This window comes from Candidatus Eisenbacteria bacterium, assembly GCA_035712145.1.
Classification (GTDB): Bacteria; Eisenbacteria; RBG-16-71-46; order RBG-16-71-46; family RBG-16-71-46; genus DASTBI01.
On the sequence record DASTBI010000160.1, the window covers coordinates 15,821 to 40,160 of the forward strand.

Annotated in this window: 18 protein-coding genes; 11 read left to right on the top strand and 7 right to left on the bottom strand. The window is 67.2% G+C overall.

What is annotated here, in order from left to right; all coding sequences use genetic code 11:
• Positions 1-10 precede the first annotated feature (10 nt).
• On the bottom strand, positions 11-346 hold the full coding sequence (locus tag VFQ05_10825) for a hypothetical protein (GenBank protein HET9327259.1): 336 nt from the start codon (positions 344-346) through the stop codon (positions 11-13).
• 125 nt (positions 347-471) lie between these two features.
• Between VFQ05_10825 and pepF the strand changes: the two genes are divergently transcribed.
• The 9 genes from pepF (at position 472) to VFQ05_10870 (ending at position 11,395) form a co-directional block, all read left to right on the top strand.
• A complete protein-coding gene (gene pepF, locus VFQ05_10830) occupies positions 472-2,355 on the top strand; it encodes an oligoendopeptidase F (protein ID HET9327260.1) in 1,884 nt (627 codons plus the stop codon).
• 49 nt (positions 2,356-2,404) lie between these two features.
• Entirely contained in the window at positions 2,405-2,812 is a 408-nt protein-coding gene (locus VFQ05_10835) for an ATP-binding protein (GenBank protein ID HET9327261.1), read from the top strand.
• Positions 2,812-3,096, top strand: coding sequence for an STAS domain-containing protein (locus tag VFQ05_10840; GenBank protein ID HET9327262.1), 285 nt, complete (start codon positions 2,812-2,814; stop codon positions 3,094-3,096). The genes VFQ05_10835 and VFQ05_10840 overlap by 1 nt, the downstream gene beginning before the upstream one ends.
• A 73-nt stretch (positions 3,097-3,169) precedes the next feature.
• Positions 3,170-3,730, top strand: a complete 561-nt coding sequence (locus VFQ05_10845; protein ID HET9327263.1) for a sigma-70 family RNA polymerase sigma factor — start codon at positions 3,170-3,172, stop codon at positions 3,728-3,730.
• Positions 3,727-4,470, top strand: a complete 744-nt coding sequence (locus VFQ05_10850; GenBank protein HET9327264.1) for a hypothetical protein — start codon at positions 3,727-3,729, stop codon at positions 4,468-4,470. Before VFQ05_10845 ends, VFQ05_10850 begins: the two co-directional genes overlap by 4 nt.
• A gap of 106 nt (positions 4,471-4,576) precedes the next feature.
• Positions 4,577-5,491, top strand: a complete 915-nt coding sequence (locus tag VFQ05_10855; protein ID HET9327265.1) for a hypothetical protein — start codon at positions 4,577-4,579, stop codon at positions 5,489-5,491.
• A 103-nt stretch (positions 5,492-5,594) separates the two neighbouring features.
• Positions 5,595-8,573, top strand: coding sequence for a hypothetical protein (locus VFQ05_10860; protein HET9327266.1), 2,979 nt, complete (start codon positions 5,595-5,597; stop codon positions 8,571-8,573).
• The gene (locus VFQ05_10865) at positions 8,570-9,574 is read left to right on the top strand and encodes a PrsW family glutamic-type intramembrane protease (protein ID HET9327267.1); all 1,005 of its coding nucleotides are present in this window, start codon (positions 8,570-8,572) and stop codon (positions 9,572-9,574) included. The genes VFQ05_10860 and VFQ05_10865 overlap by 4 nt, the downstream gene beginning before the upstream one ends.
• 489 nt (positions 9,575-10,063) lie before the next feature.
• Entirely contained in the window at positions 10,064-11,395 is a 1,332-nt protein-coding gene (locus VFQ05_10870) for a sigma-54 dependent transcriptional regulator (GenBank protein ID HET9327268.1), read from the top strand.
• Positions 11,396-11,438: 43 nt separating this feature from the next.
• On the opposite strand, the gene VFQ05_10875 is transcribed toward VFQ05_10870, so the two are convergent.
• The 6 genes from VFQ05_10875 to VFQ05_10900 all read right to left on the bottom strand — a co-directional run bounded on the left by VFQ05_10875 (position 11,439) and on the right by VFQ05_10900 (position 22,864).
• The gene (locus VFQ05_10875) at positions 11,439-11,786 is read right to left on the bottom strand and encodes an aspartate 1-decarboxylase (protein HET9327269.1); all 348 of its coding nucleotides are present in this window, start codon (positions 11,784-11,786) and stop codon (positions 11,439-11,441) included.
• A gap of 46 nt (positions 11,787-11,832) precedes the next feature.
• The gene (locus tag VFQ05_10880; protein HET9327270.1) at positions 11,833-15,084 is read right to left on the bottom strand and encodes a glycosyl hydrolase; all 3,252 of its coding nucleotides are present in this window, start codon (positions 15,082-15,084) and stop codon (positions 11,833-11,835) included.
• Positions 15,085-15,165: 81 nt separating this feature from the next.
• Entirely contained in the window at positions 15,166-16,368 is a 1,203-nt protein-coding gene (locus VFQ05_10885; GenBank protein HET9327271.1) for an FAD-dependent oxidoreductase, read from the bottom strand.
• Positions 16,365-17,765 carry a FlgD immunoglobulin-like domain containing protein gene (locus VFQ05_10890; GenBank protein HET9327272.1) on the bottom strand — a complete coding sequence of 467 codons (1,401 nt, stop codon included), beginning with the start codon at positions 17,763-17,765 and terminating at the stop codon, positions 16,365-16,367. The genes VFQ05_10885 and VFQ05_10890 overlap by 4 nt, the downstream gene beginning before the upstream one ends.
• A gap of 73 nt (positions 17,766-17,838) precedes the next feature.
• Positions 17,839-20,361 carry a FlgD immunoglobulin-like domain containing protein gene (locus VFQ05_10895; GenBank protein HET9327273.1) on the bottom strand — a complete coding sequence of 841 codons (2,523 nt, stop codon included), beginning with the start codon at positions 20,359-20,361 and terminating at the stop codon, positions 17,839-17,841.
• Between the two features lie 37 nt (positions 20,362-20,398).
• The gene (locus VFQ05_10900; protein HET9327274.1) at positions 20,399-22,864 is read right to left on the bottom strand and encodes a FlgD immunoglobulin-like domain containing protein; all 2,466 of its coding nucleotides are present in this window, start codon (positions 22,862-22,864) and stop codon (positions 20,399-20,401) included.
• Between the two features lie 397 nt (positions 22,865-23,261).
• Between VFQ05_10900 and VFQ05_10905 the strand changes: the two genes are divergently transcribed.
• Both VFQ05_10905 and VFQ05_10910 read left to right on the top strand, forming a co-directional pair.
• Positions 23,262-23,645, top strand: a complete 384-nt coding sequence (locus tag VFQ05_10905; GenBank protein ID HET9327275.1) for a TlpA disulfide reductase family protein — start codon at positions 23,262-23,264, stop codon at positions 23,643-23,645.
• A 24-nt stretch (positions 23,646-23,669) separates the two neighbouring features.
• Positions 23,670-24,299, top strand: a complete 630-nt coding sequence (locus VFQ05_10910) for a thioredoxin family protein (protein ID HET9327276.1) — start codon at positions 23,670-23,672, stop codon at positions 24,297-24,299.
• Positions 24,300-24,340 lie beyond the last annotated feature (41 nt).

Sequence of the window (24,340 nt, forward strand, 5' to 3'; positions counted from 1 at the left end):
GCAGGGGTGCTCAGGGCGTGAAGCGCTTCGATTCCATGAGCACCGCGGCGGTCTGGGATCCGAGCGTGAAGGCCGAGCGGAACTCGCCTTCCACGCCGACCTCCGCGCCTTCCCTCGGGGCGCCGCTCTGCTGCGAGATCACCGTCAGGCTTCCGGTGCCGTCGTTGATCGTGTAGGCGCCGTAGCCCATGACGGACAAGGCGCTTCCCACGGTTCCGGCGACACGGACCTTCTGCTTGTCGAAGCGCCCGGGGTCATCGAGCAGGGTCTGGATCGGAGTCGTGCCCTTGCAGCCGCCGATGGCGAGCATCGCGAGGATGGCGAGATATCGGAGTCGAGGCTTCATGTGGCCCTCCCTGGTCGAGTTCGGCGTGTGGGGAGCCGCGCTCGAAAGATAGCACGCACCGTCATCGGCTCGTGCGCTATTCTCCGCGGCCTTCACCATATCGGAATCCACGGAGGCTTGCCCTCATGAGACGCGTGTGTCTTCTCGCCTTCTTCGCGCTCCTGCTCGCGCTGCCGCTCGCTCACGCCGAGCAGCGATCCCAGGTCCCTGAAAAGTACAAGTGGAAGCTCTCTGATCTCTATCCTTCCCAGGCCGCGTGGAACACCGCCAAGACGAGCCTCGATCGTCGCATTCCTTCGCTCTCGAAGTTCCAGGGACGCCTGGCGCGGTCGGCGGACAGCCTCTCCCTGGCGCTCTCCACGATGAGCGCCGTCCACAAAGACCTCACCCAGCTCTACAACTACGCCAGCATGCTCTCCGACCAGGACATCCGGATCGCCGCTCATGTCGCGATGAAGCAGACCGCGAGCAAGATGTACGTGGACTACGGGGCCGCGACGTCGTACGTGCAGCCGGAGATCCTCGCGGCCGGAGCGGAGAAGGTCCGCCGTTTCCTGTCCGAGGAGCCGCGCCTCAAGGACTACCGCCACTACCTCGAGGACATCCTGCGGTACGCGCCGCACACGCTGAGCGCGGCCGAGGAGAAGATCGCGGCCCAGGCGGGCGCGATGAGCACGGCCGGAGAGGACGTGCGCGACATCTTCAAGAACGCCGAGATGCCCTACCCCACGATCCGGCTCACGAACGGCGAGCGGGTGCGGCTGGACGACGCCGCCTACACCGCGCAGCGCCAGAACACGAATCGAGCCGACCGCGACTCGGTCTTCCGCGCCTTCTGGGGCAAGCACCTCGAATTCCAGGGAACGATCGGCACGGCGCTGAATTCCAAGCTGCGGGCGCACGTGTTCAACAAGGACGTGCACAAGTACAAGAGCTGCCTCGAGGCGTCACTCTTTTCCAACAACATCCCGACCCGCGTCTACACCCAGCTCCTGTCGGACGTGCACGCCAACCTGCCCACGCTCCACCGCTACCTGCGGCTGCGGAAGCGGATGATGGGCGTGGACACGCTGCGCTACGAGGACCTCTACGCGCCGATCGTCAAGGAAGTGGAGCTGAAGTTCACGCCCGAGCAGGCGATGGAGGTCACGCTGGCCTCGCTCGAGCCGCTGGGCAAGGACTACGTGGAGACGCTGCGCAAGGGGATGACCGGCGGCTGGATCGACTGGATGCCGACGGAAGGCAAGGCCTCGGGCGCGTACAGCACGGGCGCGTACGGGATCCATCCCTACCAGCTCCAGAACTTCACCGGCTTCTACGACGAGGTCGGCACGCTGACGCACGAAGCCGGCCACTCGATGCACACCCATCTCGCCGACACCCACCAGCCCTACCCCTCGCACGACTACGCCACGTTCGTCGCCGAGGTGGCTTCCACGCTCAACGAGAACCTGCTCTTCCACCACATGCTGGGGCGTCACAAGGACAAGGCGACCCGCCTCTTCCTGCTCGGCAGCTACCTCGACAACCTGCGGACCACGCTGTTCCGCCAGACTCTGTTCGCGGAGTTCGAGCTCAGGATCCACGAGCGCGCCGAGAAGGGCGAGACGCTGACCGGCGAAAGCATGACCAAGCTCTATCTCGATCTCGTGCGCACGTACTACGGCCATGCCAAGGGCGTGTGCAAGGTGAACCCGCTCTACGGCGTCGAGTGGGCCTACATCCCGCACTTCTTCTACAACTTCTACGTCTATCAGTACGCCACCAGCATCGTGGCCTCGACCTCGATCGCGCGCGGCATCCGCGAGGAGGCCGCCACCCGTCCCACGCGGTTTCCGAAGCGCGACGCCTATCTGGCGATGATGAAGGCGGGCGGCTCGAAGTATCCGATCGACGAGCTCAAGGAAGCGGGAGTCGACATGACGACCTCGGCGCCCTTCAAGGCCGCCATTCGCGAGATGAACACGGTCATGGACGAGATGGAGAAGCTCCTGGGGGCCCGCCAGTAGCTCCAAAGGGGTTTGCGCCCGCGCGTTCCTCGACCTATCGTCTCGGCCCATGGTCGAGCGCCGCTTCCCGCGGACGTCTGCCTCTCTCGAAGACATCTATTCCTACGTTCGGGATTTCCTGGCATCCCAGGGAATCCAGCAGGAGGCCGCCTTCGACGTCGACCTCATCGTCGAGGAGCTATTCACCAACATGGTGAAATACGGCGTGGGTGGGCAGCCGGAGATCACGATCGGGCTCGATTGGAAGGCCCCGAACCTGACCCTGCGACTGGAGGACTTCGGGGCGCCCCCCTTCGACCCCGCGCAGGCGCCCGCCGTCGATGTCTCGCGTCCGATCGCGGAGCGTCGCGCTGGCGGCCTGGGCCTGCACCTGGTGCGCCGAATGGCCGACCGGCTGGAGTACGCCTACGAGGATGGCCGGAGCCGGATCACCGTGACCAAGCGGGTGGAGGCCTGATGCTCGAGATCCGCACCGCGTCCGAAGGCCGGGTTCAGCTGGTGGGGAGGTTCGACGCCGCGGAGGCGGAGCGCGTGGACCGGGCGCTCAAGTCGATGACCGGTCCGGTGTTTCTGGACTGCGCAGAGCTGGATTACATCTCGAGTGCCGGGCTCGGGGTGCTGATCGAGGCTCACAAGCGGCTGGCCGCCGCGGGGCATGCGCTGACGCTCGCGAATCTCGTTCCCCGGGTGCGTAACGTCTTCGGATATGCTGGATTGGACCGGCTGCTGAAGATTGTCTGACCCCGGAGCCGCTTCCAGGCCGTGCTCCGACCCGTGCCGCCCCCCGCGGCGAGGTTTCTTTTCTCGCCAACCTTTGGCCTCTCCGACTGTCCATAAGGCTGATGAAGATGCCCTGGTCGACGCGGCGCGAGCCGGAGACTCCAGGGCCTTCGGGACCCTTGTCGAAACATACGGGCGACCCGTGTTCAACCTGGCGCTCCGGATGACGGGGAATCCCGAAGACGCTCGGGATCTGGTCCAGGTCGTCTTCGTCAAGGCATACGAGAGACTGGAGACCTTCGATGGACGCAGCCGCTTCTTCAGCTGGATCTATCGAATCGCGATCAACGAGTCCCTGAACTTCGTGAGCCGTCGGAAGCGCGTGGTGGAGCTGGACGATCAACTGGTCTCGAACGAGCGAACCCCCGACGAGCAGGCGGCGAGGGGCGAGGAGGAGCGAATGGTTCAGGCAGCGATGCAGGATCTGACGCCGGAGTACCGGCAGGTGATCATCCTGCGCCACTTCCTGGACCTCTCCCACGTCGAGATGGGATCCGTCCTCAGACTCCCCGAAAAGACCGTGAAATCGAGGCTGCACACCGCGCGGGTCCGGCTGGCCGAGGCCCTGCGCAAGCGGGGGTATGGACCCCAATGATCGACCGAGACTACGAGCGTCTGATTCAGGACGTCCTGGACGGCCAGGCCTCGAAGGCGGAAGTGGAGCGCCTGAACGCCTGGCTGGCCACGAACGAGGAGGGCCGCACGCGGATGCGCGAGCTCGAAGGTCTGTTCGCCACCCTGCACCGGGTTCCGTTCGTCGAGATGCCTCTCGGCCTCACGGACGACGTGCAGCAGGCGATTCGGGCTCGCGCCGCGATGCGTGAGAAGGGCCGCACGTTTTCGCTGGGTCTGTTCAAGCCGAGGATGCGTCTGGCCATGGTGTTCGCCGCGGGGATCGCGGCGGGCGTGATCGGGTGGGGAGCCCTGACCGGGATCCTCAACCCCGGCGCTCCGGGCCGCGAGCGCGTGGTGGGCACCATGATGCCGACTGCGCCCCCGCAGGCGGGCACCGTGTCGCGGTCGTGGACCGCCGGAGACCTGCACGTCCATTCGATGGTCTGGCGGGCGGGAGCTTCGAGGTGGATGCGCCTTCGGGTCGAAGGGGCTCCGGCCGAGGTGGAGCTCCGGTTCGATCCGGCCGCCTTGTCGCCGGCGGCCGTTCGCCAGTCGGCGCCGGGCGCTCGGGTCGTCATGGATCCAGGCTTGATCCTGATCAAAGTCACGCCGCCCGGGGAGTTCACTCTGGAGTTCGGTGAGAAGACGCCGTCCGAGCCGATCCAGGTGACCGCCCGTGCAGGAAGCCGCCGGATCTCGGATCGGCTGCCTTCGCCTTGAAGCCTGGAAGCCTTCCGCTTCAATCGCCAACCTTTTGGCTGGCGAACTGTCCTAGTGTCGTTAACCCCGGCTCCTCGAGGGCCGGCCGCATGAGAGGAGGGGCCTCATGAAGAACGCTCGGAATTTTGTGGTGGCAGCAGTGGTCTTGGTTGCCGTCGTGATCGGCGTCGGCGTGTGGAAGGGTGCGATCCCGCCCAAGTTCGGGACCGAAGGCGCGATCGGCGCGGCCCAGCGCTACACGTCACAGCAGATCACCGACACCGACGTCCAGCTCAGCAATGCGTCGATTCAGGCGTTCATCCAGAGCGACCTGTTTCACGCGATCGCGACCAATCCCGACTTCCAGAGGCTGATCAAGAGCGACGCCTTCAAGAAGACGGCGCAGGTCGAAGGTCTGTTCGACGTGGTGGCTCAGGACCTCGGCCACGGCACCAGCAAGAAGGACTTCAGTGAGCTGGTGGCCAGCGCTGACTTCCAGGAGATGACGGCGTCGGCGGACTTCAAGACCGCCATCAAGGACAAGAAGGTGCAGAATCTCCTGGCGAACGCGGACTTCCAGGAGCTGGTCGCGAGCGCAGACTTCCAGAACTACATCGCCGACATGGCCAAGGGCATCAAGAAGGGCGACGCTTCGAAGGCCACGATCAAGGACGCGCAGAAGGGCGGCAAGTCGGCCGAGTGGCTCGAGCTCACCGCGAATGCGGACATGTCGGAAGCGCTGGCGAACGCGGACTTCATCGAGGCGGCGGCCAGCACGGACATGGGCAAGATCATCAAGGATAACCAGAACTGGTTCGCCAACGAGGACTTCATGGAAGTTCTGGCCAATGAGGACTTCCAGGAGCTGGTCGCGAGCGCGGACTTCCAGGAGCTGGTGGCTTCGGCCGAGTACCAGCACCTGACCGAGAACCAGGACTTCCAGAACCTGGTGGCGAGCGAGGACTTCCAGAAGATCGCGAAGCACGATTACGCGACGATCATCGCCGCCAGCGAGGACATGGCGAAGAACAAGAAGAACTAGCTTCGCTGCAGTCGCTTCACCACAGCAGCCCCTCAGCGAGGAGACTTCGGCAAGCGGCCGAAGTCTCCTCGCCCTTGTCGTTGGTCCCGCTGGAGGCGAACGGATGACGCGCTGGATGGCGCCGCGCCAGGCCGGGATCACGCTCGCCGCCGCGCTGGCGCTCCTCGCCGGCCCGGCCCGATCCGAGTTCCGGGTCCTCGAGACGCCGCACCTGCGGCTCATCTATCAGCACCCGGCCCAGGACTTCATCGTCGACCACACCGCGCGCTGCTTCGAGAACTCGCTGCGATTCCACAGCCGGCTCTTCCAGTACCCGCCGCGCGAGAAGATCACCGTCATCCTCGACGACCAGTCCGACTTCGCGAACGCCGGCGTGTGGTGCGCCCCCCGCAACTACCTCTCGGCGCACCTGGCGCCGGCGAACTTCGTGTACGAGACCGGGCCCTCGAACGAGCGGATGAACTTCACGCTCAACCACGAGATGGCCCACATCGTCACCCTCGATCAGGCGCAGCAGCCCGAGAAGCTGTTCCGCTCTCTCTTCCTCGGCAAGGTGCCCGAAGACGCCGAGCACCCGGAGACCATGCTCTACAACGTGCTCACTCTGCCCCGCCGCAACGCGCCGCGCTGGCACCGTGAAGGCACGGCGGTCTTCTTCGAGACCTGGATGGCGGGGGGCCTGGGACGAGCGCAGGGCCCCTACGACGAGATGGTCTTTCGCTCGATGGTGCGGGACTCCACCCCGTTCTACGACCCCTTGGGGGTCGAGTCGGAAGCGTCGAAAGCCGACTTCCAGATCGGAGTGAACTCGTATCTCTATGGAACGCGGTTCTCCACCTGGCTCGCCGGTCAGACCTCGCCCTCGAAGTTCGTGGAGTGGGTCGCCCGCCGGCCGGGGACACGCGCCTACTACGCCAATCAGTTCAAGCAGGTGTTCGGCAAGCCGCTCGGCCAGAGCTGGCGGGACTGGGTCGCATGGGAGCGAACTTTCCAGAAGGCGAACCTCGATTCGATCCGGCGTTACCCGATCACCCCGTCGCGCGATCTCTCGGCGCGTGCCCTGGGTTCGGTCTCTTCGGCCTACCTCGACTCGATCGATCGCGTGCTCTACGCCGCCGTGTATTACCCGGGGCGGCTGGCTCACATCGCCGCGATCCCGCTGGACGGAGGACCACTGCGCAGCCTTCACGAAGTCAAAGGGCCGGCACTCTACTTCGTGACCTCCCTGGCCTGGGACCCGGACTCGCGCACGATCTTCTACACCGCCGACAACGACGAGTGGCGGGACCTGTGCGCGCTGGATCCGCGCACCGGACGCTCGCGCGTCCTCCAGCGCGACGCCCGGGTCGGGGATCTGGCATTCAACCGCGCCGACCGCTCGCTGTGGGGCGTGAGACACATGAATGGCATCTCCACGCTCGTCCGCATGGTGCCTCCCTACAAGGACTACCGGCGAGTGATCTCCTTCCCCTATGGCCGGGATCTCTACGACCTCGACATCTCACCCGACGGGACGCGCCTGACCGGCTCACTGGCCGAGGTCAGCGGTCGACATACGCTGCAGCTCTACGACCTCGCGTCGCTGGCCGCCGGCGACACCACGTCGCGCACGCTCTACGACTTCGGCACCTCGGTGCCGTCGAGCTTCGTGTTCTCGACCGATGGACGGCGCCTCTACGGCAGCTCCTACTACACCGGCGTCTCCAACATCTTCCGCTACGACGTGGATGCCGACTCCATGGACGTGGTCAGCAACTGCGAAACCGGGTTCTTTCGTCCCCTCGACCTGGGCGGCGACTCTCTGGTCGTCTTCCGCTACTCGGGGGCGGGTTTCGTCCCCGCGGTGATCCAGGCCCGTCCACTGACGGACGTGAGCGCGATCAACTTCTACGGCGCCCAGGTGGTGGAGCAGCACCCGGAGCTCAAGACCTGGAAGGTCCCGTCGCCCGCGAGCGTCGATCTGGACTCCGTGGGCGTCCGCCGCGGGCCGTATCGCGGACTGCGCAGCGTGCGCCTCATGACCCTGGTGCCGGTGTTCGAGGCCTACAAGGACCGCGGCTCCGGCGGACTGAACGCCGAGTTCTCGGATCCTCTCTCGTTCCACCGTCTCTCGCTGACCGCGACGTACTCCCCTCAGTCGTCGCTGGACGACAACGAGCGCTTTCACGTCTCGGCACGATACGAACGGCCGCGATGGGAGGCCTACGCGCGCTTCAATCCGGCCTCCTTCTACGACTTCTTCGGCCCGACCAAGACCAGCCGGCGGGGGACGAACCTCGGTCTCTCCCATCACCGGTACCTGCTCCGCGACGAGCCCCGCGAAATCGAGCTGCGCCTTGGCGTCGACGCCTGGGCCGATCTCGAGCGTCTGCCCCGCGACCAGAACGTGGAAGTCCCGGACGATTTCGATCAGCTCGTGAGCCCTTATCTCCAGGTCAAAGGCGAGCACGTTCGATCGTCGATCGGCGCGGTCGAGCAGGAGAAAGGCCATCGCTGGTCTTTCCTCTACGGGAACAACGTCGTGCGCTTCGACCGCGGAGACGACAAGACCTGGCTCGGCTTCCCGCTCGCACAGGGAACGCTGGACCTCGGCGTGCCCCTTCCGATCCGCAAGTCGTCGATCTGGCTGAGAACGGCCGGCGGTTATTCGCCCGGGGACCGCGACGAGCCGTTCGCGAACTTCTTCCTGGGCGGCTTCGGAAACAACTGGGTGGACCGTGGGGAGGTCAAGCGCTACCGCGAGCCCGGAAGCTTCCCGGGGATCGAGATCGACGCCGCCGCGGGCACCAACTACGCGCGGGCGATGGTCGACCTCAACCTCCCGCCCCACACCTTCCGGAGGCTGGGGACGCCGGCGCTTTACGGAAGCTGGCTGCGGCTGTCGCTGTTCGGGAGCGGGCTCGTCACCAACATGGACGCGCCGGAGCTGCGCCGTAAGCTCGCCAATGTCGGCGCGCAGGCCGATCTGCGGATCCAGGTCTTCGCACGCCAGAGCATGACTCTCTCCGGCGGCTATGCGCGCGCCTTCGAGCGCGATGCCGCGACGCAGGACGAATGGATGGTGTCGCTCAAGATCCTATGACCCTCGTCTGGGCGCTGGCGCTGGGCGTGATCCCGGTGCTGCTGCTCCTCGGCGGTCTGCAGGTCATGGACAGCTACCGCCTGGTGTCGGGCTCGGCGGTGCTCAGGTCGCTCGGCGCCGGAGCGGTGGCGGCGGCGCTGGCGTTCGCCGCCAACTCCTGGCTCCTGCAGCAGGACGTCGACCCCACCATCCTGCGACGCTATCTCGCTCCTCTGATCGAAGAGGTCCTCAAGGTCTCGTGGGTGGTCGTGCTGATCCGTTCGCATCGCGTCGGCTTCCTCGTCGACGCGGGGGTCCACGGCTTCGCGGCCGGCACCGGATTCGCGGTGATCGAGAACCTCTACTACGCCTGGGCGCTCGGGTCCTCGGGCCTCGCGTTCTGGATCGTTCGCGGGCTGGGCACTGCGGTCCTGCATGGCACCACCACCGCCATCGTGGCCATCATCTCGCAGGGACTCTCCGAACGACGCGCCGCCCCGGGCGTGCTCGCCTTCCTGCCCGGACTCGCGATCTCGATCGCGATCCACTCCTTGTACAACCACCTTCTGTTCAATCCGCTGCTGGCGACCTCGACCATCCTCATCGTCACCCCGCTGCTGCTGGTCGCGGTGTACGAGCGTAGCGAGGCGGCCATGCGCTCCTGGCTCGGCACCGGGCTCGACAGTGACGTGGAGCGTCTCGAGCTCATCCTGAGCGGTGAGGTGAGCGGATCGCACATTGGCGAATACCTGGACTCTCTGCGACACCGGTTCGAGGGTCCGATCCTCGCGGACATGCTGTGCCTGCTGCAGATCCATCTCGAGCTGTCGATCCGGGCCAAGGGAACGCTGATCGCCCGGGCCGCCGGGCTCGAGTTGCCGGTGGACGAGGACGTTCGGTCCCGGCTCGAAGAGCTCCGCTACCTGGAGCACTCGATCGGGCGCACCGGCCGGCTCGCGATGCTCCCGCTCCTCCACACTCGGACGCGGGACCTCTGGCAGGTCTACGTCCTCTCGCGCTGACTCCCGGAACCCACTTCATGCCTAGCAGTTCCGAGCGGGGTGTGCTACTTTGCGCACGCGCGAAGGCCCCCAACCCAAGCGTCTTGGGGAAACGGCCATGGGTAGCTCGCCCGCGGTTCGGAATCAGGTCGCCGTATTGGAGAAGGGCTCTGAAGTCTCCCTCCTCAACCTGATCGCGCAATGCCGTACCAGGCAATGGCACAAGGCCGACGGGCAGCGCCGCGCCGCCGGTCCAAGGAGTCGAATCCCGAGCACGCGACCGTGGGGCTCCGTGAGAACCCTCGCGATCGGAGCGCTTTCCCTCCGCGGCACGGTCCGTGAGACATCGGGGTTCTCCATACGCAAGCCGAGAAATAACGAGTGGCCGCTCGTTTATCACGCATATCCGCCGGTGAGAGAATGCGCCATGCGCGAACTGCCGATGAGTCGCACGGCACGTCATCACACGACATGACCGTGCAGGCCGTCGACCGGAGGCGGAGGAGTGGGATGAAACGCATCCTCATCGTGGAAGGGGATTCCGCGTCGCGCCTTGGCGTGCGGGATTTCCTGCGGGCCAAGGGGCTCGAGGTCAACGAGGCGGACTCATGGGCTTCCGCCGAGGAGGCCGTGCGCTCGAAAGCGCCGGACGCGGCAGTGCTCGATTACCGCCTGCCGGACGGCGACGCGCTCGCGCTCCTTCCACGGCTGAAGGCGGTGGATCCCGATCTGCCGGTGGTGATCCTGACGCCTCAGGGCACCGTCGAGCTGGCGGCCAAGACGATCCAGAGCGGCGCCGATCAGTTCCTTCCCATGCCGGTGGAGCTCGATGCGCTCCAGGTCCTGCTCCAGCGGCTGCTGGAGGCCAAGCGCGCTCGGCAGCAGCGTGCGGCCAGGCAGCCGCGCCGCGGGCCGAGCCGGAATCCTTTCCTCGGCACGAGTGCTTTGATCCGTCAGCTCGAGGCCGATGCGCACGCGGCCGCCGAGGCCCAGCATCCGGTGCTGATCGTGGGTGAAAAGGGCAGCGGCAAGGGCGTCCTCGCCGAGTGGCTCCATGATAGCGGGCCGCGTGCCGAGGAGGCTTTTGCCGAGCTCAACTGCGCCGGATATGCGTCCGATCGACTGGATGCCGAGCTGTTCGGGCACGAGCCGGGCGCATTCGAAGGCGCCGCGGACGGCAAGCCCGGGCTATTCGAGATCGGGCACCACGGCACGGTGTTCCTCGACGAAGTCGGCAACATGGATCTTGGCGTTCAGGCGAAGATCTTGCGGGTGATCGAAGAGCAACGCGTGCGCAGGCTCGGAGACACACGCGACCGCTTCGTCGACGTCCATCTCCTGTCGGCCACCTGCGAAGACCTGCAGGGTCTCGCCCGCCAGAAGAAATTCCGCGAGGATCTGTATATCCGGATGCGGGTGATCATGCTGCGCATCCCCCCGCTCCGTGAGCGACCGGAGGACGTGGCCCCGATCGCGCGCTCGCTCATCGACGCATACACCCAGGAGATGGCTCGCGGGAACGGCGAGCTGGACCCGAGCGTCATCCCAGCCCTGACCTCTTATCCCTGGCCGGGCAACGTCCGCGAGCTACGAAACGCGATCGAGCGCGCCATCCTGCGCGCCGAGGGCGCTCCCATCTCCGGGGCGCACCTGGCGCTCGATCGGGCGACTGGCGGCGATGATCACATGACGCTGGCGGAGATGGAGCGCCGGCACATCGAGCGCGCACTGGAAGTCGAGAACGGCCATGTCGAGCGGGCGGCCAAGCGCCTCGGCGTGCCGCGCAGCACGCTCTATCAGCGCCTTCGTCAGATGGGGATTCCGCTCCGCCGCGCTCACTAGCAGGGCTGCTGAAGGAGCAGACTGCTCTGGGGGCAGAACGGCGTTAGAGCTTGTTGCCGGAGCGGAGCCGGACCACTCGGGTTCCGGCGAAGGCCTTCGACTCCGCTTCGTCGAGCCAGGCGAACGACATGACGATGAGAACGTGCCCAACCGCGGCGTTATGGGCCGCCGCGCCGTAGATCGCGACCACGCCGGAGCCCGCCGGCTCGGGAATCGCGTACGTCTCGAAGCGCGCGCCCGTCGTCACGTTGGCGATCACGATCCACTCGTTGGGCCTGATGTCGGCGGCCTCGAGGACCGCCGAATCGATCCCGCACGAGCCTTCGTAGTGGACCAGCGACTTGCCCACCACGGCGTTCATGATCTTCGACTTGCAGTACTGGCGAAACATGGGCCGAGGACTATAGACGGTGTCCGCGAGCCCTGTCCAAGCGCGCTCAGGGCACCGGCTGCTTCGCGGCCCCCGCCGCTCCTTTCACCACGACCGCCGGGATCTCCCGCTCGCGGATCATCCGGTTGAACGACGCCAGATCGTCACCCAGCAGCTGCTGCAAGGTCCCGAGCTGCGCATCGATTCGGCGCGTGACGTCCCGGTAGACCTCCTGCTGCTGTGTCGTCGGCCGCCCCTCGGAATCCGACACGTCGCCACCCAGCGCACTCAGCTTGTTGTTGAGGCGGATCGGGTAGTTGAGCGGATCCTGGTTGCTTCGGATCTTGGTCTGGTACAGCGCCTCCTCCACGGTGGTCAGCTTCTTCACCAGCTGGTCGGCGGCGCGCGCGATCGTGGAGTCCTTGGCGAAGGACTTGGCGCGTTCGGCGGCGGCCTTCACCTGGTCCCTGGTCTCGCGCAGGCGCTCGATCGATTCGTGCGTCTCGGTGAGCTTGTCGCGAATCGCCAGCAGCAGGTCGTATCGCTCCCGGTCCTCGGCATCGGTGGTCGCGAGCCGCGGGTCGCGCCGGACTTCCAGCGTCTCGGTGGCGGTCGCGCCGCCCGCCTGGAGCCGCAGTGTGTAGCGGCCGGCGGGGACCTGGGGACCCTGGTTCCCGCCACCCCACAGGATCAGCCCTTTGAAACGCTTGGGATCGGCGTGGCGCATGTTCCAGGTGTAGCGGTTGTAGCCCGACCTGGCCGGGAGCTTGTTGGCGGCATCGGCGGGTGCGCCGGGCTCCCCACCGGCTTCGCCGCCGGGCTCCGCGGGATCTCCCCGGCTCGAGAACTTGCGCACCGAGCGTCCCGAGTCATCCAGGATCTCGAGCGTCACCTCTTCGCTCTCGGCCGGCGCGCGCGGCAGCCGGTAATAGATCCACGCCCCGGCCGCGGGATTGAGCCCCATCTCCCCCGCGCGCCCCACCGGTCCGCCGAAGCGGTAGGCCGGCTCGGGCGAAAGAAGACGCAGGCTGGAGCCGGTCTCGCGCGCCACCATCTGCCGGAGCGGCGAGACATCGTCGAGGATCCAGAAGCTTCGGCCCTGAGTCGCCACCGCGATGTCCCGGTCCTTCACGATCAGGTCGGTGATCGGCACGACGGGAAGCAGGCCGGTCGCCGCCTCTTCGTCCGTCGAAGGAGGCGCACGGCGAGCCGTCTGCATGCGCAGCGGCCGCCACGATCCGCCTTCGTCGAACGACACGAACACGCCGAGCTCGGTGCCCGCGTAGAGCAATCCCCGGCGCACGGGATCTTCGCGCACGACGCGGACGAACGCCGTGGCGGGGAGTCCGCCGCTGATCTTCTTCCAGCTCCTGCCGAAGTCATGCGTGACGTAGGCGTAGGGCCTGTAATCATCGAGCTTGTAGCGATTGACGGCGAGATAAGCCGTGGCCGGATCGTGGGGTGAGGCGTCGATCTGGCTCACCTTGCTCCACGGCGCCACCCCCTTCGGCGTGACGTCGGCCCAGTGCCCGCCCTGGTCGCGCGTCACGTGGACACGGCCATCATCGGTGCCGGCCCAAAGCACCTTGGCATCCCGCTTCGACTCGGCGAGCGCGAAGATCGTGCAGTAGTACTCGACGCTGGTGTTGTCCTTGGTGATCGGCCCGCCCGATGGGCCGAGCTTCGACTTGTCGTTGCGGGTGAGGTCGGGACTGATCGCCGTCCAGCTGTGCCCCTCGTCGGTCGAGCGGAAGAGCACGTTGCCGGCCGCGTAGAGCGTGTTGGGATCGTGGCTCGATGCCACGATGGGGAAGGTCCACTGGAAGCGATACTTCATGCCTTCCGCCCCCCACCCCATCGGGTTCTCCGGATAGACCGTGATGTCGCGCAGGGTCTTGGTGCGATGGTCGTAACGGGTGATCACGCCGTCGTAGCAGCCGGCGTAGACGATCTCGGGATTCCCTTTCCTGGGCGACACGAAGCCGCTCTCGCATCCGCCGACCGGATGCCAGTCCGCCGGGCCTATTCCCGAGCTCGAGGTGCGGCTGGCGATCGCGACCGTGGAGTTGTCCTGCTGCGCGCCGTACAGCGAGTAGGGGAAACGATCGTCGGCGGCCACGTGGTAGAACTGCGCGGTCGGCTGGTTGTCCTGCCGCGACCAGCTCGCCCCTCCATCCATGCTCACGTTGGCGCCGCCGTCATTGCCGTTGATCATGCGACGGGAATCCTCGGGCGCGATCCACAGGTCGTGATGGTCGCCGTGCGGCGTCGCCACCGGAGTGAAGAGGCGGCCTCCATCCGTGGAGCGCAGGAACTGGACGTTGAGGACCACCACGCCGTCGGGGTTCTCCGGGTCCGCGTAGACGTGCGAGTAGTACCAGGCCCGCTGCCGCAGACGCCGGTCCTCGCTCACCCGGCGCCAGCTCGCGCCGCCGTCGTCGGAGCGGAACAATCCGCCTTCGTCGGCCTCGATCATCGCCCACACGCGCTCGGCTCGAGCCGGCGAAGGCGCCACCCCGATCCGTCCCCATGGGCCCTTCGGAAGCCCGTGCCCGCTCAGCGCGCGCCAGGTGTCCCCGCCGTCGGTCGACTTGAAGAGCGCGCTGCCCTTGCCCCCGCTCTCGAGGCTCCACGGCGTCCGGTGCGCCTGCCAGAAGCCGGCGTAGAGCACACGCGGATTGCGCGGATCGATGGCGAGGTCGACCGCTCCCGTGCTGTCGTCGACGAACAGCACGCGCTGCCACGTCGAGCCGCCGTCCTTCGATCGATAGACCCCGCGCTGTGCGTTCGGACCGAAGGTGTGGCCCAGGGCCGCAACGTAGAGACGCTCGGAATCGTCGGGATGCACGCGGATGCGGCCGATCTGTCGCGTGTCGTCGAGTCCGAGGTGGGTCCAGGTGCGCCCGCCATCGGTGGACTTGTACACGCCGTCGCCGTGCGACACGTTGCCGCGAATGCAGGACTCGCCCATGCCCACGTAGACGACGTTGGGATCCGAGGGCGCCACGGCGATCGCTCCCACCGATCCGGTGGCGAAGTACCCGTCGCTGACGTTCTTCCAGCGAGTCCCGCCGTCGAGCGTCTTCCACAGTCCGCCTCCGGTGGCGCCGAAGTAATAGACGAGCGGCTGTCCCGGAACGCCGGCCACCGCGGTCACGCGGCCACCGCGATACGGGCCGATCGAGCGCCACTCGAGCGCCTGGAACGGGTCCGGGCTTTCCGCCTTGTCACCTTTGCGCGGCGCGGCGGAGGAGAAGCCCGGGAGAACGGCCGCGAGCGAGAGCAGCGTGAGGACCAGGAACGAACGACGGCGTGGCATAGGTCCCTCCGATGGTGGGCCTCTGTGAACGCTGGCCGGCTACCTTAAACGGTCGCGGCCTCGAGTCGATAGTGCGCGACGTCAGAGCACATCCCGCTCCCGGCTCGCCATCGCGCGGTCCAGGCGGAAGGGATTCAACTCGGGATCGAGACGCCCGAGGAGCAGATCGACGACCCTCCGGCTCGCCCCCACGCTCGCCATGACGCCGTGTCCGCTGTGGCCGCAGTTCACGTGGAGACCGGCGACCGTGGTGGGGCCGAGCAGAGACCGGTGGTCGGGGGTGAGGTCGTACTGCCCGGCCTTCAGCAGCCAGGCGCCCGCACCGCGCGCCCACACATCGCTCCAGAAAGGAGCGAGCCGCGCCGCGGCGAAAGGGCTCGCGGGATCCAACAGGTCGAAGGCGAACGACTCGCACGTCGGAACGTCGTCGAGCGCCTCTCCCTCCGGCTCCGCGGGATCGGGCCGCATGAGATGCGCGCCGTTCGGCGCCGGTCGCCAGTGCGTGCCGTTGGACTCGTCGATCGTCATCGGCGCGTCGGCCGGGACTTCGGGAACATCCAGCATCACCAGCCGGTGCCGTCGCACCATCCGGATCGGGAGGCCGATCCCCGCCGTGGCGGCGAGCCGTGACGAAAACGTTCCCGCGGCGACCACGACCGCCCTGGCCGCCATCGTGCCGCGCGAGGTCTCCACGCCCCGCACCGCTCCGTCCGTCACCACGAGGCGCCGCACCGTGACATCCGGCACGATCGTCGCGCCGGAGGCAGCGGCCAGGCCGATCGTCAGCTTGCGTGGATCGAGCCAGCCATCGGCCGCGCGGTAGCGCGCCTGGACCACGTCTGGAGCGAGATAGGGAAAGCGGCGGCGCAGCTCGGGCTGGCCGAGAATCTCCACGTCCTCGAGTCCCCACTCCCGTTGGCGTGCGACGCGCTCGAGCTGGCGCGCCGCGGACTCCTCGTCGCAGGCCACCCACAGGTATCCCTGCTCGATCAGCCCCAGGTCATGATCGAGGCCCGTGCGTACCTCGAATTCGCGAAAGAACGCGACGCTCTCCCGCACCATCTCCAGCTCGTCCGGATTGTCGAACTGCAGGCGGAAGGCGCCGGTCGCGGCCGCCGTGCTCAAGGTGCCGAGGGCTTTGCGCTTCTCGAGGACGACGGTCTGGAGACCTGCGCGCGTGGCGAAGAAAGCGGTCGCGGCGCCGACCACGCCGCCACCGACCACCACCAGATCGGCGCTGCGCGGAAGCTCGGAAGCGAAGGGGATCTCGGCGCCGGCGCTCATCTCCCGGCTTCGAGCCGGACCAGCCGGGCGGAGCGCACGCGCCCTTCGGCCTCGAGCCGGACGAAGTAGACGCCCGCGGGCGACTGCACGCCGGATTCGTCGCGGCCATCCCAGCGGACCGTGCGCGATCCGGCGGGCAGCGATCCGCGGAGCAGGTCGCGCACCCTTCGGCCCGAAGCATCGAGCACCGCCACCCGCACCTCGGCCGGGCGCTCGAGCCGCAGCGCGATCCAGGCGTTGCCGCGCGCCGGATTGGGCGACAGCGCCAGCATGTCGCCCGCCGCAGGCTCGGGAGCCGGTGCGAGCGCCGTCGCCGGCGCCATGTACACCACCTGACCGCGGCTCGCGCGCTGCACCTGGATCGATGCCAGCGTCCACAGCACGAGGCTCGTCCGCACCACCGACCGCGGCGACGTCGACCACACGTACGAAGGATCTCCGGCGGCCGGCAGGTAAGCCCACTTGTCGGGCCAGGCGCCCTGGACATCGAGGCTCGCCAGCCGGGTCATCATCACGTTGTAGCGGTAGTCGCGCGCGCGATCGAAGAGCACGGCGTGATAACCCAGCTCGTTGACCCATCCTCGGGTGTCATAGTCGGACGAGCACATCGGCTTGCTGTAGTAGTAGATCGTCGCGCCTGACGTCAGCTGATCCTGATAGGACGTGATTCCGTCATTGCCGACGCGCTGCTGCAGGAACGCCTGCGCCCGGTCGAGCATGCGAGTCACGCTCGCGTCCTCGTAGATCCTGGCAATCAGCTCCAGCTCGAACGCCGTCCACGCCGTGTAGTGCACGTCGCGCGCGCCGGCGCAAACATGGTCGAAGCTGCCGTCGGCGTGCTGCGAGCGCGCCACCAGCAGCAGGATCTCCAAGAGCCGCGTGGACGCGACCGGATCGGAGGTCAGACGATGGTGCATGGCCAGAGAGAGGCCGGCCATGAGGATGCGGTTGACGTCCCCGGTGACCGGCGCGGCCAGGAAGCCGCTCACGATCGGCTGCGCGGCATCGCGGTACGTCGAGTTACCCGTGAGCTCGTACGCCTTGAGCAGCGCATACGCCAGCATGCCGTCCGCGGGGTCGCCGCTCCGCGCATGGGGTCCCATGCGCACCAGGAAGTCCGCGCGCTCGACGAGGTCGAGCCACCGGCTCTCGGTCGGACTGACGCGGTGAAGCTCGCAGAAGGCGACGAGCTGGGGGACCACCGTGAGGCGAAGGTGCTCGGCGAAGCTGAAGAAATGGCGAGAGTCGAGCGTGACGCCGCCGCTCTCCTGGCGGTGAAGGAAACCCTCCGCGTGGGAGATCATCGGCGAGAGGGGATCGCTCTGCTCGGCCGTCGCGGGGAACGCGACGGCCGAGAGAACGAGCGCGGTGGCGGCGGTGCAGCGTATCCACGCCATGGGGGATGGTTGTCCGACGCCGCGCGAGCCGCCTGGTGACGCGCGCGACGAACCCGGTCCGGTTCTCCTCTTTCTATCGAATCAGAGCGACCCTCGACTGTCCGACGCGCTGGCCGTTCACCAGCATCTCGACGAAATACACTCCGGCGGCCAGCGACTCTCCGGAGGGGTTCTTGCCGTTCCAGACCACCGACCATGCGCCGGCGCCCCAGTGCTGGGTGGGCACCTCGCCCACGCGCCGTCCCGCCATGTCGATCACCCGCAGCGACACGTCGCCCGGCTGCTTGAGTGCGAACTGGAAGCGCACCGCGCCGCGCGCCGGATTGGGCACGATGCCGCGCAGCCCGGTGGCGAGCTCCACGCCGTCACCGACGCCGGTGGTCAGGATGCCGGTGGTCGCCTTGACGCTGTAGGTGCCGGTCGTGCCGTTGTCGTTGACCAGCACCACGCCGTGCCAGCCGGTGACGGTCGAGCGGTAGACGGTGTAACGCCGGTTGGTCTCGAACTCCCGCGCGCTGCGCGGCACGAGATACGGGCCCGCGGGGACCGGGGGCTTGAACAGCAGGAACTTGATGTCCGCCGTGCCGGTCTTGGTGAAGTCGAAGGTGTAGTCCGTGTTGGCGAAGAGGAACAGGTCCCAGATGTCGAGCACTCCGGACCAGTTGTTGACGCTCGAGGCGCCGCAGTTCCCGCCCTGGCAGTCCTTGCTCATCGTATTCTCGGCGCCGTCCCATTCGACGCTTCCATTGCCGGCGCCGCTGTAGCGTGAGACGCGGACGCCGGGAATCATGCCGCCCGGCGGAATGGGCGTGTAGCCGGGGTTGAAGTCCCCGATCACGAAGTCCACGCCGCTGCTGTTGAAGGAGCCGGCGAATGGATTCAGGAAGCAAATCGGGTAAGCGGACTGACCGAACGTGTAGGGCTCGTAGACCTCGAGGTCCCAGTCCGTGCCCGCGGCGGGGCGCACGCCGACCCCCGCCCAGAAGAAGGACTGCTGGTTGAGCGTGTAGTAGGTGTAGGCGTTGGTGGCGGTCGCCACCGCGTTCTCCGATAGAGCCGTCGTGGACGCACACTGAGCGGGCACCATCCCCGTGTTGTCCACGCGCTGCGCGTAGAGATCGGCCACCGCGCCACCGCGGAAGTCACGCCATGCCATGGAGGCGCCGCCCTGGCCGTCGGAGATGACGCTTGGAGCCGCCTGGTCGCCGAGGGTGTCGCAGGCCACCGTGCCGTTCGCCAACCAGGACACCGCGCCCGCGGCCAGCGTCAGCCGCTGCGCGTAGATGTCGGCGCCGTTGGCTCCGGTGCGACGGTCGCTCCAGGCAATGATGGCGGCGCCCATGGGATCGGCGGCGATCGAGGGCGTGGTCTGATCCGCCGCGGCGTTGCACGCCGCCACCCCGTTGGCCGTCCACATCGCGGCTCCCGCGCCGCTCACCCGCTGGGCGTAGACGTCGGCGTTGGCGCCGCGCCGATCCTCCCACGTCACGATCGCGCCATTCGCGCCGTCCATGCAGAGCCGCGCCCCGGTCTGATTGCCGGTGGCCGCGCACAAAGAGACGCCGTCGGCCGTCCACTGCGCGGCTCCCAAAGCACTCACCCGCTGAGCGAAGATGTCGCTGTTCGCGCCGCGCGCATCGCCCCAGGCCAGGACCATCCCGCCGGTCCCGTCCGAGACCGCCGCGGGCGGCTCCTGATCGCCGGCCGCCGTGCATAGACCGACGCCGTTGGCGGCCCACGCCGCAGTGCCGCTGTTGCTGACACGCTGGCCGTACACGTCCGCGTCGGCGCCGCGCCGGTCGCGCCAGGCCACCAGGACACCCCCCGCGCCATCGGAGACCACCGCCGGCTGATCCTGCTCGCCGCCGGTCGCGCACACCGCCACGCCGTCCACGGTCCAGGAAGGCACACCGTTGGCGGGAACGCGCTGGGCGAAGATGTCGCCGTCCCCGTTGCGAAGATCCCTCCATGCGACGATTGCTCCGCTCAGACCGTCACTCACCACGACCGGAGCGGTCTGGCCGCTGACTGCGGTCGAAACGAGCACGCCATCGGCTGTCCACAGCTCCACGCCGGAGGCGCTGAGTCGCTGGGCGTAGATCACCGGGGTCAAGGGATCCGTTCGACCGTCCTCCCAGGCCACGATCACCCCGCCGGCGCCGTCGGATACGGCTTGCGGGTTGATCTGATCGCCGGCGGCCTTGGAGACCACCACGCCGTAGGAAGGCCACAGCGCGTCACCGCTGGCGTCGATTCTCTGCGCGTAGATGTCGTAGTTCCCGGCACGACGATCCGACCACACGGCGATGCCTCCGCCGTTGCCGTCGGAAATGTAGATGGGCGCGCTCTGGTCGTTGGGCGCTGCGCACAGCGGCAGATTGTTCACCGCAGACGTGGCCAGCATGCCGCTCGTCCCGGCAGCTCCGGAGCCGGGCTTGATGATGGTGGACGAGCCGGATCTCATGCCGCCCACGAGTCCGTAGTCCTGCGGCTTGGCCGCATGCGCGGTCGTTGCGATCCATCCGACCGCCAACGCGATGAGAAGTGTGGTCGCGGCCAGCGACAACTTCCGATCCAGGGGAGTGGCAAGGGGCATGGTCGAATCCTCAGTGCGAGTCATGAACGTGGGCGAGCTAGTGGATAAGCGCGATACGACCCATACCCACCCGCCGGTCGTTCACGTTCATCTGGACGAAGTAGACTCCGGCGGACAGTCGGCGCCCCTGTGAGTCGCGACCATTCCACTGGGTGCTCCAGGTTCCGGGTTGCCAGCGCGCCGTGGGAATCGACGCCACCGCGCGTCCGGCCATGTCGAAGATCTCGAACGAGACCAGTCCGGTCTCGCGCATGGCGAAGTGGATGTTGACCGGCCCTCGGCCCGGATTGGGCGCGAGCGCCATGAGCTGCGTGACCGGCGCATCGCCGTCCCCCACGCCGGTCACGCCGGCGCGCACGGTGAGGACGTAGTCGCCGGGAACGCCATTGTCGTTGACCACGGCCACGCCATAGAACTCCGTGGAAGGCGCCGTGTAGGTGCCGTAGCGACCCGGTGTCTCCATGACGCGAGCGCTCCGAGGCGCGACGTAGTAGTAGCCGCCTCCCGGCGCCTCGAACGAGGTGAACAGAAGCACCTTGATGTCCGCCTCGGGCGTGTGCGTGAGGTCGAAGGTGTAGGTGATGCCGGCGGTGAGCTGGATGTCGTAAACATCGAGCACGTCGGGCCAGCCGATCTTGCTGACCGTGCCCCCCACCGACATCTGGTCCGGACCGTCGTCCCATTCGATCGACGCGTTGCCGGTCCCGGAGTAGCGATAGGCCCGGACGCCGAACACTCCAGGGGGCGTGTGATTGTCGTTGAAGTTGCTGATCACGAAGTCGGCGCCCGAAGCACCGTAGGAGCCTGCCAGCGGAAGGCCGAAGCAGGTGGGATACGTTCCCAGACCCGTGCTCCCCTGATCGAACATCTCGATGTCCCAGTCTCCTGTTCCGCCCCGGACCGAGACGCCGCTCCAGTAGAACCAACCCTGGTCGAACATCTTGTAGTTCTGCGTCGCGACGGTGTTGACCGGAGTGTTGGTGCTCAGCGTGTCGGGAGGAACGCACTGATCCGGGACTTGACCGAGGGCGTCGATGCGCTGCGCGTAGATGTCGGAGTAGCTCGTGTTGCGGTAGTCGCGCCACGCGATCGATGCTCCGCCCGATCCGTCGGCCACGACGTCCGGCCGGTCCTGGGTTCCACTGGCATCGCACAGGCGGACCCCGTCCGGGTTCCACAGCACCGAACCTCCCGGCTGGATGTGCTGCGCATACACGTCGGTTCCCGAAGCGTTCCGGTCGTCGCTCCAGGCGACGATCGCGCCTCCGACCGGATCGGCGGCAATGGCGGGCGACAGTTGATTGGTGAGCGACGCACACACCACGAGTCCTGACGCCCCCCACTGCGGGGCGCCCGTCGCGGCGTCGAGACGCTGGGCGAAGATGTTCGCATCGCCGACGGCCTGCAGGTCTTCCCAGACCACGTAGGCGCCACCGGCGCCATCGGTGGCGAGCCGCGGCGACCGCTGATGAGCGGGCGCGAGGATCACCGCCGTGCCGTCCACGGTCCACTGCACGGCGCCCGCGCCGTTCACGCGCTGCGCGTACACGTCCTGGTCGGCGCCCCGCGAATCCACCCAGGTCAGGATCGCTCCCCCGCTGCCATCGGGGATCATCTGCGGCGCTTCCTGATTCCCCGTCGCCGAGGAGATCGCGATGCCGTTGGCGGCCCACTGCACCCCGCCGGCGGCGTCGACGCGCTGGGCGAAGAGGTCGATGCCGGCGCGCTCATCGCGCCACGCCACGATCGCGCCGCCCTGGGTGTCGCTCACGACCGCGGGATCCTGCTGAACGCCGGCGGCCGAGCACACCGCCACGCCGTTGGCCGTCCACTGCACCGCGCCGCTGCTCGTCACGCGCTGCGCGTAGACATCCGCCGAGGATGCACCGCCGCGCTCGTCGGTCCAGGCGACCAGAACACCGCCGAGACCGTTGGGGCTCACCACCGCCTGTCGCTGGGTGTTGGCCGCCGTGCACACCGCCACGCCACCGGTGGCCCACAGGTTGACGCCCAGGCTGTTCACACGCTGGATGTAGATGTTGATGTCGCTGGGAGACGTGCGCGCGTCCTCCCACACGACGAAGGCGCCCCCCGCGCCGTCGGACAGCAGGCGTGGATTGGTTTGATCTCCCGTCTGCTTGCAGATCGGCACGCCGTCGCCGGGCCACATGATGTTGCCGGCCGCGTCCAGCTTCTGCGCGTAGATGTCGAGACTGCCGGAGCGGAAGTCGGACCAGACGATGATCGAGCCGCCTCCGCCATCCTGAATCGAGACCGGCGGGTTCTGGTCGAAGAGCGCAACGCAGACGCTCTCATTGGTGATGATGGAGCTGGTTGATTGGATGCCGGCGAGCGCGGCGGCGCCGCGAAGCGTTTGTGCGGAGACTTGCGAGGTTCCGAAATCCTTGGGCTTTGAAGCCGCGTCTGCTGGTTGGGATTGGCTTGCGGCGAGGAGCGACAGGAAGAGAAAGGCGGCCAGCCAAACTCGGACTGCGCTGAACATCCTGTACCTCGGATCGTTGTCGGGGCGTGATGGAGAGGCGCGCGAGGTCCTAGTTAGGAATGCCGGGCTTCCATAATTAGCCGCACACCCTCCTGGGGGACGAAGGTGCTTGTTGGAGACTTGCAAATTAAGACTGGGAAACGTCCTCCCGTCAAGGCCGAAGTGCCCGACAGGGCAGCCCAACCGCGCCCGGCACGGCTCGAGACGCGCTTGGGACGCGAGCAGGCCCGTTCATGAAGCAACGGTTATCCTGACTCCCGTGCGCCACCGCCTCTTGCTGTGCTTGCTCGCTCTCGTGGCATGCGGTCGGGGCTCCAGTTCCCAAACCGGCAAGGCCGCGCAAGTCGCCGTCGCTCCACCGCTGGAATCCGCGACGGCCGAGCGAATTCTCGAGAAAGTGAAAGAGCCGGGCGCCACGGCGGTCGTCATGAACATCTGGGCGACGTGGTGCACTCCCTGTCGGGAGGAGTTTCCGGATTTGATGCGTGTCCGTCGCGAATTTGAACGACGAGGGCTTCGTATGGTCCTGGTCTCGGCGGACTTCCCCGATCAGAGCGAGGAGGCTCGCCAGTTCCTCAGCCAGCAAGGCGTGGACTTCCCCACTTTTCTGAAGACCGGCAAGGACATGGAGTTCATCAACGGGTTGAACCCAAGGTGGAGCGGCGCGCTTCCGGCGACCTTCGTCTACGATGGGCACGGCGCTCTCCGAAGCTTTCGCGAAGGTCGCACCACCCACGCGGCGCTGGAGAGCCTCGTGGTCGCCGCCATGACTCCCCAATGAAACGACTCGAAAGGAGCTGCTTCGATGAAAGTGTCTTCGCTGCTGGCCACCGCTGCGCTGGCCCTGACCCTGACCACGGCCGCGCGCGCGGCGGACGAGGCGCCGGCCGCCGGCATCGCGATCGGCGACGAGGCGCCGATGGCGACGATCAAGATGAAGAACGTCAACGGCAAGGAGCTGTCGATCGCGGACGCTCGCAAGGCCAAGGGCACGCTGGTGGTGTTCTCGTGCAACGCGTGCCCGTGGGTCAAGGCTTGGGAAACGCGGATCGTCGAGCTCGGCAATGCCTCGCTCAAGCGTGGGATCGGCGTGATCGTGATCAACGCCAACGACCCCAACGTCAACAAGCAGGACGGGTACGACGTGATGAAGGAGCGGGCAAAGCAGCGGAAGATGCAGTTCCCCTACGTGGTCGACGCGACCTCTGACGTGGCCCGCGCCTTCGGGGCGACCAAGACGCCCGAGGCCTATCTGTTCGGCGCCGATGGCAAGCTCGTCTATCACGGAGCCATCGACGACAACGCGCACGAGCCGGGCAAGGTCGAGGCTCGCTACCTGCAAGATGCCGTGGACGCGGTGGTCGCGGGGAAGGCGGTGGCCACGCAGGAGACCAAGGCCCTCGGCTGCTCGATCAAGTTCCGCTCGCGCAGCTGAGCAAGGCGACCAAGGGGTGCGCGGCCATGCCGCGCGCCCCA

Coding starts and splice junctions, on each gene's coding strand:
- VFQ05_10875 (HET9327269.1), bottom strand. CDS start 11,786: ATGTTTCGCCAGTACTGCAAGTCGAAGATCATGAACGCCGTGGTGGGC.
- VFQ05_10880 (HET9327270.1), bottom strand. CDS start 15,084: ATGCCACGCCGTCGTTCGTTCCTGGTCCTCACGCTGCTCTCGCTCGCG.
- VFQ05_10895 (HET9327273.1), bottom strand. CDS start 20,361: ATGCCCCTTGCCACTCCCCTGGATCGGAAGTTGTCGCTGGCCGCGACC.
- VFQ05_10855 (HET9327265.1), top strand. CDS start 4,577: ATGAAGAACGCTCGGAATTTTGTGGTGGCAGCAGTGGTCTTGGTTGCC.
- VFQ05_10840 (HET9327262.1), top strand. CDS start 2,812: ATGCTCGAGATCCGCACCGCGTCCGAAGGCCGGGTTCAGCTGGTGGGG.
- VFQ05_10850 (HET9327264.1), top strand. CDS start 3,727: ATGATCGACCGAGACTACGAGCGTCTGATTCAGGACGTCCTGGACGGC.
- VFQ05_10890 (HET9327272.1), bottom strand. CDS start 17,765: ATGGCGTGGATACGCTGCACCGCCGCCACCGCGCTCGTTCTCTCGGCC.
- VFQ05_10900 (HET9327274.1), bottom strand. CDS start 22,864: ATGTTCAGCGCAGTCCGAGTTTGGCTGGCCGCCTTTCTCTTCCTGTCG.
- VFQ05_10825 (HET9327259.1), bottom strand. CDS start 346: ATGAAGCCTCGACTCCGATATCTCGCCATCCTCGCGATGCTCGCCATC.
- VFQ05_10865 (HET9327267.1), top strand. CDS start 8,570: ATGACCCTCGTCTGGGCGCTGGCGCTGGGCGTGATCCCGGTGCTGCTG.
- VFQ05_10835 (HET9327261.1), top strand. CDS start 2,405: ATGGTCGAGCGCCGCTTCCCGCGGACGTCTGCCTCTCTCGAAGACATC.
- pepF (HET9327260.1), top strand. CDS start 472: ATGAGACGCGTGTGTCTTCTCGCCTTCTTCGCGCTCCTGCTCGCGCTG.
- VFQ05_10885 (HET9327271.1), bottom strand. CDS start 16,368: ATGAGCGCCGGCGCCGAGATCCCCTTCGCTTCCGAGCTTCCGCGCAGC.
- VFQ05_10860 (HET9327266.1), top strand. CDS start 5,595: ATGACGCGCTGGATGGCGCCGCGCCAGGCCGGGATCACGCTCGCCGCC.
- VFQ05_10910 (HET9327276.1), top strand. CDS start 23,670: ATGAAAGTGTCTTCGCTGCTGGCCACCGCTGCGCTGGCCCTGACCCTG.
- VFQ05_10870 (HET9327268.1), top strand. CDS start 10,064: ATGAAACGCATCCTCATCGTGGAAGGGGATTCCGCGTCGCGCCTTGGC.